The sequence below is a fragment of the Ruegeria sp. CDSB029 genome (assembly GCF_059611125.1).
The window spans coordinates 24,809-34,657 of record NZ_JBXWOX010000030.1 but is presented as its reverse complement, the minus strand read 5'-3'; the positions used below and the strand labels follow the sequence as shown (position 1 = coordinate 34,657).

Genomic DNA, 9,849 nt, shown 5'->3' with positions numbered 1-9,849 from the left:
ACAGGCATCTCCCAACCAGCAAAGTCAACAAGCTTACCCCCCAACTCAACGTGCAAGTCATACAAGGGGGTGCGTTTGAGGGCGTCAGACATGGCAGAGACCTTTCCTAAGTCCTTGGCAATATTGCCGCATGAATTGCAACGTTATCTCGGTAGTGCCGCCAATTGACACCAAGGTTCCTAGGACTGTGCAGCGAGTCAACAGGCTTCGACTGCTGGTGGTCTTTTGGTCCCCCGAGGCTGGCGTTGCAGAGGCATGTATACGGCCGCATGCAGCAGCTTTGTATCCTATAGGAAACTTTTTTCCGTTAGGCAACATCGCATGCGACGTGCCATGGGCAAATTTCTGCGGCGAACAAAAGACAGCCGAACCATCAAACTGATTTTTAGCCGCTTTCTGCCAAAGGGCTCTGGCACCGACCCGGAACCTGCCCTAAGACTTCGCGCAAGAGGGGACGCAATGGCACATATCACACTGGTGCGTCACGGGCAGGCCAACACCACCGCACGTGACGAAGTAAACTATGACAAGCTCAGCGATCTGGGCCATCAGCAAGCCCGTTGGCTGGGCGCGCATCTACAGAACACACAAGCGTTCTACCCGCGCGTCTATTGCGGAACCCTGTCGCGCCACGTGGAAACCGCCGCCAGCATGGGACTGCCCGAGCCTTCCCTTGATCCACGCCTCAATGAGGTTGAATACTTCACCATCTCGAAATTGTATGAAGAGCAACATGGCATCCCCGTGCCGACCGACCGGGAAGGGTTTGTCGAACATCTGCCCCGCACTTTTGCCGCCTGGGCCAGAGGTGAGATTGAGGAAACGCCCGAAACCTTTGAGGAGTTCGAAACACGCGTCTCGGACGCTTTGCGCGACATCGGCACCGAAGGCGGTCCGGCGATTGTTGTAACCTCGGGTGGGTTGATCTCGATGGTTGTCAGGCAGGCCATGGGACTGGACATACCTGCGATGGCGCGGGTGGCCCTTGCCATCATGAATACCTCCATGCATCGTCTGCACCCGATTGGCGCGCAGCTAAGCCCGGTTCTGTTCAACGCAGTCCCGCACCTGGAAGCGCCAGACAGGCAGTTTGCCCAAACGCATCTGTAACCCAAGCCCGGAGGTCCCCTGATGCAGCTCTATTATGCCCCCCGCACTATTTCGATCGCCGTTGCCATCGCCTTGGAGGAGGCCGGTCTGGACTATGAAGCGGTCCGTCTGGACTTCGCCGAAGGCGACCAGACCAAACCGGCTTACAAACAGATCAATCCAAAAGGCCGTGTGCCTGCATTGGCGGTTGATGGCGGTATCCTGACTGAAACCGGGGCGTTGCTGGAATATGTCGCTACGGCTGCGCCCGACGCAAATCTTGTCCCCGCCGATCCTGTCATGGCGGCCCGTATGCGCGAAGTGATGTATTATCTGGCCTCGACCATGCATGTAAACCACGCACACAAGCTGCGCGGGGCCCGTTGGGCCGACAAGAAATCCAGCTGGAAAGACATGACCGCCAAGGTCGCCCAGACCATGACCACGTCCTGTGAGTACATCGTATCAAACGGATTGCGCGGGCCCTTTGTGTTGGGCGATACGATCTCGCTGGCGGACGCCTATCTGTACGTGGTGTGCAGCTGGCTGGAAGGTGACGGTGTGGACGTGTCGGCCTTTCCCAAAATCCTCGCTTTCCGCGAGGCGATGGAGGCGCGCGCCTCGGTTCAGGCGGTGCGCGCCGCCGGGATGATTTGAGTAAAGGACGACGCATGACACATCTCTGGGTACGGGCAGAGCAACGCCCGAATGAAGAACGGGTTGGATTGACCCCAGAAGGCGGGGCGTCCCTGGTTGCGGCAGGCATCCGGGTGACAGTCGAGGAAAGCCATGTCCGCGCTATTCCGATAGATGGGTACAAAGCGGCGGGCTGTGAGATTGCACCCGAGAACTCGTGGCCCGACGCGCCGCAGGACGCAATCATCTTTGGCCTGAAGGAACTGCCAGAGAATGGCATACCCTTGCCCCATCGCCACATCATGTTTGGTCATGCCTACAAGGGTCAGCACTCTGGTCGCGCCCTTTTGGAACGGTTTAAGGCCGGGGGAGGCACGCTCTACGATCTGGAATACCTCGTGGATGAAAACGATCGCCGTGTCGCAGCTTTCGGATATTGGGCTGGTTATGCCGGTGCGGCTGTCACCCTCAAGACGTGGGCGGCACAGCAGCGCGGAGAGGAGTGCGCTCCGGTTGGTGTTTACCCAAGCAAAGACGCCCTGAACCAAGAACTTCTTGCCGAACTGGATACAACGGGTTCTGATCGACCCCGCGCCATCGTCATCGGTGCCTTGGGACGTGTTGGCGCGGGCGCGGCTGATCTGTGTGAGGCAATGGGTGTCACTGTCACTAAATGGGACATGGCCGAAACCGCCAGCGGTGGGCCTTTCCCCGAAATCCTAGATCACGACCTGTTCCTGAACTGCATCTTTGCGCGCCCCGGCACCCCGGTTTTTGTACCACGGGGTGCGTTGACCGCCCCGCGGAACCTGACAGCCATCGGTGATGTCGCTTGCGACCCGGACAGCGATTACAACCCGGTTCCGGTTTACGACCGTGCCACCACGTGGGACGCCCCTGCCTTGCGTGTTGCGAGTGATCCGGTGATGGATGTCATGGCGATCGACAACCTGCCCTCGATGCTGCCGGTCGAAAGCTCTGACGATTATGCAGCGCAATTGTTGCCATCCCTGTTGACCCTGACCGATTTGGACAGCGGCGTTTGGGGTCGGGCAGCGGCGACCTACAAATCTCATATCGAAGGGATCTGAACGATGAACATCCATTGGTGTGGCACCGGCCTGTCGGCCATCCCCGGCCTGCGTCGCCTGATTGAAGGCGGACACAAGGTCACTGTCTGGAACCGGACCGTTGAAAAGGCCAAGGCCGAAGTCGGAGACCTGACCGACGACATTCGTGCCTTTGACATCGACGCACTGGGCGCAGTGCTGAAAAAAGGCGACGTTATCGTCTCGATGCTGCCGGGCGATTGGCACGTACCGCTGGCGGAACTCGCGATTTCCAAAGAGGCCAACTTTGTCTCATCCTCTTACATCGCGCCCGAGATGCGCGCGCTGGACGACAAGGCGCGCGAGGCCGGTGTGGCGCTGGTGAATGAGGTCGGGCTTGATCCGGGTATTGACCACCTGATGGCACATGCCCTGATCGCCGACTATCGCGCCTCGGACGCGTTTGATGCGAACAACCACCTGAGTTTCATCTCGTATTGCGGCGGCATTCCGAAGAACCCCAACCCGTTCCGGTACAAGTTCAGTTGGTCCCCGCTGGGTGTGCTCAAGGCGTTGCGTTCGCCGTCCAAGTCGATCCGTGACTATGCTCCGCTGGATGTAGCCCGCCCCTGGGATGCAATCAGCAGCTATGTTGCACCCCTGCCGACGCCGGAAAGCTTTGAAGTCTATCCGAACCGCGACTCGCTACCGTTCATGGAAGAGTATCAGTTCGAGGATCACTGGACCGTCAAGGAATTCGTCCGCGGGACCCTGCGCCTGAATGGCTGGGCTGATGCGTGGTCGGGTGTGTTTAGCGAGATCGAAACCCTATCCGGACCCGAAGGCGACGCGCGCCTGAAGGAAATGTCGGACCAGTTCTGGGACGAAAACGCCTATGACGAGGGCGAACCGGACCGCGTGGTTCTGTGCGTAGGGCTGAAGGCCGAGAAAAACGGCACCCCCGTCTGGCACAAAACCTATGTCATGGATGCCTGGGGCGACGCGCGTGGCACGGCAATGGCGCGGCTGGTGTCTATCCCGGTCTCGCTGGCGGTCGAAGCGGTCCTGAACCGTGCGATCGCCGTCGGTGTCCATGCGGCACCTAGCGACCCAAAACTGGTGCAAGGCTGGATGGCCGAGATCGACAAGCTGGCCCAGCATTTGCAGGTTGTGGATCACCTCGCGTAAGAAAAGCCACTCTGGCACGCCAGAGTGGCTTTGTTTCGCTTTTTTTCAATCGCCCGGCTTTTGCCAGCCTGTCAGATGTAGCGCTGAATCGTGTCTTCGATATCGCTGCGAATTATGCCCAGCTCTGACAATTCCTGATCGGAAAAGCTGTTCAAGTACTGTGCGGCCCGCACGATATCGGCGCTGACCGCACGTAGTTGCATGGCGCGGTCGAACAATTGCAGGGCACTGGTCGTGGGCGGCAATTGCTTGCTTGGCGGGATGACATCAAACATTGGTACTACCTCATAACTGGTTACGCGGGTGCTATCTCCGGCACTTGATTACTGCCGATAAGGCGCGCCGTGATAAACGCTTTGATAGGCGCGTTGCTTGATTTCAGCCCGAGGGACGCCGATGTCGCTCAATTGGCGATCGTTCAACGCCTCTAGGTCGTGGACTGTATTGGCGAAAATACTGCGGCGGAAATGCTCGGTTCGGGCCTCTGCATAATCCGCGAACAGCGCAGAAAAAACGTTGCGGTTCGAGGTTATAGTCTGTGTCGCTTCCATGGTCTTCTCCTCCTGAATTTGGATTGCGGTTTTGGTCACAACTCAAATAAAGGAACCGGTTCTTAAGGAGAGAACACCGTTTCATTAAGCTCTGTTAACGAAGCTTTCTGGGTATGATTTGAGGCGGAGGTTTTTAGTTTGGAAAGCTTTGGCCCGTGATGAACGTAGGGCCGTTGGATGCGGAACAGGCGGTGTTCGGGCATCACCAAATTGGTTAGCGGTACAGCGCAAAGCATGGGCCGCTACGAACGCAGCGGCCCAGGGAAATTCTTAGACTTCGTCCGGGTTCGGAACGATCAGTGTCGGGATTTTCGACCGACGCAAGACACGTTTCGCCACCGTTCCGAGGAAGGTGTGCGAAAAGCCGTGGTCATGTGCGCCAAGCACGATCAGATCGCACCCCATCTCGACCGAGCGCCGCAGGATCACCTCGGCCGGGTGCCCGTCGGTGACCTCGATCGAGGACACCTGTTCACGGATCTTGGCGTCATCGCCTTCGAACTGTGCCCAGAACTTGGCTTGCCGTTCGGCCAGCACCTTGCGCACCATTTCATGGCGACGCTGGGCCGCGGTTTTACGCGTCTCTTCGTTCAGGATGAACATGTCCATCGTGATCTTCGCGTCGTCGGACAGGGGTTCGTTCACATGCAGGACGTGAATTTCTGCCCCTGTTGCCATTGCAATGCTGGCCGCATTGCGCATGGCGTGACCCGAGTTCTCCGACAAGTCGGTCGCGAACAGGATATTTGTCACCATTTGTTTCATAACATCATCCTTTCAGGTCAGTAGCCCAACAGCCTTGGCAGCCATAGCGACAGCTCAGGGAAGAACGCAATGATAAAGATCGCGATGGTATTAGCCGCCGCAAAGGGCAATGCGCGCAACGAGATCTGCTCGATCGTTATGTTCGAAATACCCGATGCGATGAACAGGTTTTCACCCAGCGGCGGCGTCTGGAAGCCGATACCCAGCGTACAGACCATAACCACACCAAAGTGGATCGGGTCGATACCCACCGAATAGGCCACCGGCAGCATCACCGGAACCAGGATCAGGATGGTGGCCAGTGTCTCCATAAACATGCCGACGAACAGCAGGAAGAAGATGATCAGCGCCCAGATCACATAAAGGTTGTCGGTAAAGCTGAGCATCGAGTCCGCGATGATCGCCGGGATCTGGTTTTCCACCAGAAGGCGGCCAAACACGGTCGCTGTGAACAGGATCAGCAGAACACGGCCCGTCAGCCACGTGGTGGCTTCAAGCGACTGGAACAGCGACTGCCATGTCAGTTCACGATAGATGACCACGCCAACGAACAGAGTGTAGAAGATTGCGACGATTGCAGCCTCGGTCGGGGTAAAGAAGCCGGTATAGATACCACCCAGGATCACCAGCGGCGCCATCAGCGACCAGAACCCGCGATACATCTCGCAGGCCACATGACGCAGCGACCAACCTTCGGCCACACCTTTGTACCCACGCTTCTTAGACATGAAGTAGTTCAGGATCAGCAAGCTGGTGGCGATCAGGAACGCCGGGACAAAGCCCGCGATGAACAGTTTCGAGATAGAAACCGACTGGAAGGTGCCGAACTTTTCAACTGCTTCCAGCGGAGGCGCCATACCGAGCGCGGCAATGCCGAAGATCACCATCGGGATGGAGGGAGGAATAATAATCCCGAGGCCGCCAGAAGAAGCGGTAATGGCAGAGGCATAGCCGCGCTCATAGCCGCGGTCGATCATTGCTGGGATCATCAGCATCCCCACGGCCGCGGTTGTTGCCGGGCCCGAGCCCGAAATGGCGCCAAAGAACAGACAGGCCATAACCGTTGCAGCCGAAATACCGCCGGTGAATGGACCAGCCAAACTTTCAGCAACATTGATTAGGCGTTTTGAGATACCGGCGGCCTCCATAAGAGCCCCCGCCAGAATAAATGCAGGCAGCGCCATCAATGGGAACGCACCCACCGAGGTAAATGCAATCTGCACGAACTTGATTGGGTTTTCGCCCAGGTAAAGGAACGAGAACAGCGATGCCACACCCAGCGCAACCGTGATCGGTGCACCGATGAGCAGCAGTAAAAGAAACGATCCAAATAGGATTGTGACGATTTCGGATTCCATGGTTTTTCCTCCCTGCCTCAGTCGCGCTTAGCTGCTTCGGTGGCAGCTTTGATTTCATCAAGGTCGATCTGGTCAGGATCATGGATGTCTTCGCCTTTGATCAGGCGGCGATAGTTCACCTGAATGATGCGCACGGTCATCAGCGCAAAGGCGAGAGGCAGAACCATGTAGACATACTTCATCTCGATACCCAGGGTCTGGGACTTCCAGAACTTGTTCATCTTGTTGAAGACAAAGTCCGTCGCCAGATACAGGAAGTAGACGTTGAAAAAGAGCCAGAAGAGATCAGCAAAAGCCTCGATATACTTGATGTAGCGTTCGGGCAGGAACTTGAACTGGAAGGTCACCCGGTTATGCGCGCCTTTCAATGCCGCATAGCTGGCGCCAAAGTAGACAAACCAGACGAACATGTAGACTGACAGTTCTTCGATCCAGCTATACGAAAAGCCAAAGACTTCCCGCGCGATGATCTGTACAAACAGCAGACAGACGAAGCCGGATAACAGGATCCGGCAGATGATACTTTCGATATTGTCCAGAAATTTCCAGAACATTGCGGAATTCCCTCCTCCCTGAGATGAAAAGAGCGCCGAAGCGCTCTTTTCCTTTTCGCTCTTTGGCGATTATTGCTGGACGGGCTCGCGGCCGATGGCCTCGAGGACCGTGTTCAGTTTCTCGACGCCGCCGATGGACTCATAGAACTGAGGCCATACTGCACCGGTTGCCAGTTCGATGAACTCGGCCTCATCGTTCTCAGGATCGATGATTGCCATGCCTTTTTCGGTCAGCTCTTCTTTGATCGCAGCTTCAGAGTCGCGCAGGAACTGAGCGGAAATCTGAGTTGCTTCCTGACCGGCTTCCAGGATGATCTTCTGGTCTTCTTCGCTCAGACCCTGGAAAACAGATTCCGAAACGATCAGCGGTTCGATCGAGAAGATGTAACGCAGGTTGGTCACGTGGTTCTGGACCTCGTAGAACTTCATTGCGTTGATCGTCAGGTAAGGGTTGTCCTGACCGTCGACAACTTTGGTTTGCAGACCGGTGAAGGTCTCGGACCATGCCATCGGAGTCGGGCTGATACCCCAGGACTTGTAGGTTTCAATCATGATTTCGTTCTTGGGAACGCGGATGATCAGGTCCTGCAGGTCAGCAACCGAGCTGACAGGCTTTTTCGAGTTGGTCAGACGGCGGAAACCTGTGTAGGTCCAGCCGATGATGCGCACACCTGCGTCACGAATGGTGTTTTCCACCAGTTCCTGACCGATCGGGCCTTGGGTCAGCTTTTCAGCATCTTCCAGGGACAGGATCACATAAGGCAGAGTGAACACACCAACCGAAGGCGAGAACGGCGTGATGTTGTTGATCGCCAGCAGCGACATGTCCAGCGTGCCGATTGCGGCCTCGTTGACGGTGTCCTGCTCGGAACCCAGCTGACCGTTCAGGAACAGTGTAGCTGTGTGTGCGCCACCCGATTTTTCTTCGAGTGCCTTAACGAAAGCCAAGCCAAGGGCTTCTTGTGCGCTGCCTGCACTATCGCCTACAGCAATCTTGAAGTTTTTCGCGTCGGCTGCGCCCGCAACCATCAGGGCTGCGACCGAAACGGCAGCAGTCATGGTGCCAAGCTTTTTGATGAATGACATAGATGTCCTCCCAGTTTTATCATGTTTCGAGGTGCGCGCTGACCTGGGGAGAGATGGCCAGTCCGATTCTACCTCGGCTTTTTCAGAGTAGCTCGTGAAATGTGTTTCTATGTTGCCATTCTTTGCGCGATAGGTTTCATATATATCGAACCTTACGAATTGGGTAGAAAATGGTTGCCTCACGCATCGGCGACAGCGACATCCGATTGCTGCGCGTTTTCAAGACGGTTGTGGAAAGTGGTGGTCTGTCTGCGGCCGAAGTTGAGCTGAATATCGGCAAATCGACGATTTCCAAGCATATTACTGATCTGGAACTGCGATTGGGCCTGAAGCTGTGTACGCGCGGCCCAGCGGGTTTCGCCCTGACCGAAGACGGCGCAAAAGTGCTGCAGGCAGCAGATCACCTGCTTGTGTCCGTGTCGCAATTTCGAAACGAGGTCAGCGAGATCAAGGAACAGTTGGGGGGAACGATCCGCATTTCGCTGTTTGATCAATGTGCATCAAACCCGGATTCCCGGCTTGCCCGTGCCATTCATCGGTTCAACGAAGCCGCCCCCTCGGTTCAGATCGAATTGTCCCTTGAGCCGCCAAACGTGATCGAAACCATGGTTATCAGCGGTCAGCTCGACATCGGGATTATTGCGCTGCATCGCCCTTCGACAAGTCTGAACTATGCGCCGTTATATGGCGAGAACATGTTCCTGTATTGCGGCCGGGAACACCCCCTGTTCGAAATACCGGACCGGGAACTCAGGACCAGTGACCTACTCAGGTACAATTATGTTGGGCTCAGCGTGAACTCTCCGAACCTCATTGTCGGTCAGCAACTGGGCTTTCAACGTTCAGCAAAAGTTCAAAGCGAGCAGGCGCTGGCCATACTTATCTTGTCGGGGCGGTACATAGGTTATTTGCCTGATCATCTTGCGCAGGATTTTGTGGACCAGGAAAAGATGCGGATGGTGTTGCCGGACGAAACGCAATATCGAACCCGGTTTGCTGCAGTGACCAGAAAGCAACCTGAACCGACGCGGGTGACCAAACTGTTTCTGGAAGTATTGCAGAGCGAACATTCGAAACCCTGACAACTTCTCGGTCGACACAATGCATGCCGGTTGTGGTCGAAGCGAAGCTTTTCACTTCCTATCAGCACTGAGACGCAAGGTTGGGGTCGCGTTTTTGGTACCGCCAAAAACTTGTGACTTTCCGCCACATCACTAGCGTTCGCCTTCCTCTCACTTACATGTGCGGCATCAAAATGAGGCGGACACATGATAGACGACGACCCCCAACCCGCAGGGTATTATAACACGCATGACATATGGACCTTGGACCCCACGCCTGCGGACCAGTTGGTCTATGACGCCTTTGCCTCGGGCGTTGTCGATCTTTTGCAGGTGTTGGATGACAACAAGACGATGATGTCACGGGACGTTTACGCAAGATTTTTCGCCTCGCTATTGGATCTTTCCCGTACTTTGGGAGAATACGAAGACGGCTGGAAGCCGGACTAAGCGACGTTTTCCCAAAACCCAGTGTTCCAAAGCACCGTATGAGGCGGCGGCTCAAGCACCGC

The 9,849-nt window shown here is 56.1% G+C and carries 12 protein-coding genes; 6 read left to right on the top strand and 6 right to left on the bottom strand.

What is annotated here, in order from left to right:
• The first annotated feature begins 459 nt into the window (after nucleotides 1-459).
• Genes AC2FI8_RS22730 through AC2FI8_RS22715 form a run of 4 tightly spaced genes read left to right on the top strand, consistent with a single transcriptional unit; the run spans nucleotide 460 to nucleotide 3,962 of the window.
• Nucleotides 460-1,110, top strand: a complete 651-nt coding sequence (locus AC2FI8_RS22730) for a histidine phosphatase family protein (protein WP_496781056.1) — start codon at nucleotides 460-462, stop codon at nucleotides 1,108-1,110.
• A 21-nt stretch (nucleotides 1,111-1,131) separates the two neighbouring features.
• Nucleotides 1,132-1,746, top strand: coding sequence for a glutathione S-transferase family protein (locus AC2FI8_RS22725; RefSeq protein ID WP_496781055.1), 615 nt, complete (start codon nucleotides 1,132-1,134; stop codon nucleotides 1,744-1,746).
• Nucleotides 1,747-1,760: 14 nt separating this feature from the next.
• Nucleotides 1,761-2,816 carry a saccharopine dehydrogenase gene (locus tag AC2FI8_RS22720; protein ID WP_496781054.1) on the top strand — a complete coding sequence of 352 codons (1,056 nt, stop codon included), beginning with the start codon at nucleotides 1,761-1,763 and terminating at the stop codon, nucleotides 2,814-2,816.
• A gap of 3 nt (nucleotides 2,817-2,819) precedes the next feature.
• Nucleotides 2,820-3,962, top strand: a complete 1,143-nt coding sequence (locus AC2FI8_RS22715) for a saccharopine dehydrogenase family protein (RefSeq protein WP_496781053.1) — start codon at nucleotides 2,820-2,822, stop codon at nucleotides 3,960-3,962.
• A gap of 71 nt (nucleotides 3,963-4,033) precedes the next feature.
• Here AC2FI8_RS22715 and AC2FI8_RS22710 read toward each other — a convergent pair whose 3' ends face one another.
• The 6 genes from AC2FI8_RS22710 to AC2FI8_RS22685 all read right to left on the bottom strand — a co-directional run bounded on the left by AC2FI8_RS22710 (nucleotide 4,034) and on the right by AC2FI8_RS22685 (nucleotide 8,276).
• Nucleotides 4,034-4,237: a hypothetical protein gene (locus AC2FI8_RS22710; protein ID WP_496781052.1), complete on the bottom strand. Its 204-nt coding sequence runs from the start codon at nucleotides 4,235-4,237 to the stop codon at nucleotides 4,034-4,036.
• A 48-nt stretch (nucleotides 4,238-4,285) separates the two neighbouring features.
• Complete coding sequence (locus tag AC2FI8_RS22705) at nucleotides 4,286-4,513, bottom strand: YjiS-like domain-containing protein (RefSeq protein WP_496781051.1); 228 nt, start codon at nucleotides 4,511-4,513, stop codon at nucleotides 4,286-4,288.
• Nucleotides 4,514-4,783: 270 nt separating this feature from the next.
• A complete protein-coding gene (locus tag AC2FI8_RS22700) occupies nucleotides 4,784-5,278 on the bottom strand; it encodes a universal stress protein (protein WP_058277392.1) in 495 nt (164 codons plus the stop codon).
• Nucleotides 5,279-5,295: 17 nt separating this feature from the next.
• Nucleotides 5,296-6,636: a TRAP transporter large permease gene (locus AC2FI8_RS22695; protein WP_058273758.1), complete on the bottom strand. Its 1,341-nt coding sequence runs from the start codon at nucleotides 6,634-6,636 to the stop codon at nucleotides 5,296-5,298.
• 17 nt (nucleotides 6,637-6,653) lie between these two features.
• Nucleotides 6,654-7,190 (bottom strand): TRAP transporter small permease, encoded by a 537-nt coding sequence (locus tag AC2FI8_RS22690; protein ID WP_058273759.1) that lies wholly within the window; start codon nucleotides 7,188-7,190, stop codon nucleotides 6,654-6,656.
• Between the two features lie 69 nt (nucleotides 7,191-7,259).
• Nucleotides 7,260-8,276 carry a TRAP transporter substrate-binding protein gene (locus tag AC2FI8_RS22685; protein WP_058273760.1) on the bottom strand — a complete coding sequence of 339 codons (1,017 nt, stop codon included), beginning with the start codon at nucleotides 8,274-8,276 and terminating at the stop codon, nucleotides 7,260-7,262.
• A gap of 170 nt (nucleotides 8,277-8,446) precedes the next feature.
• Here AC2FI8_RS22685 and AC2FI8_RS22680 point away from each other — a divergent pair, with 170 nt between their 5' ends.
• A complete protein-coding gene (locus tag AC2FI8_RS22680; RefSeq protein WP_496741923.1) occupies nucleotides 8,447-9,358 on the top strand; it encodes a LysR family transcriptional regulator in 912 nt (303 codons plus the stop codon).
• A 186-nt stretch (nucleotides 9,359-9,544) separates the two neighbouring features.
• Entirely contained in the window at nucleotides 9,545-9,787 is a 243-nt protein-coding gene (locus AC2FI8_RS22675; RefSeq protein WP_496727356.1) for a hypothetical protein, read from the top strand.
• The last annotated feature ends 62 nt before the right edge of the window (nucleotides 9,788-9,849 follow it).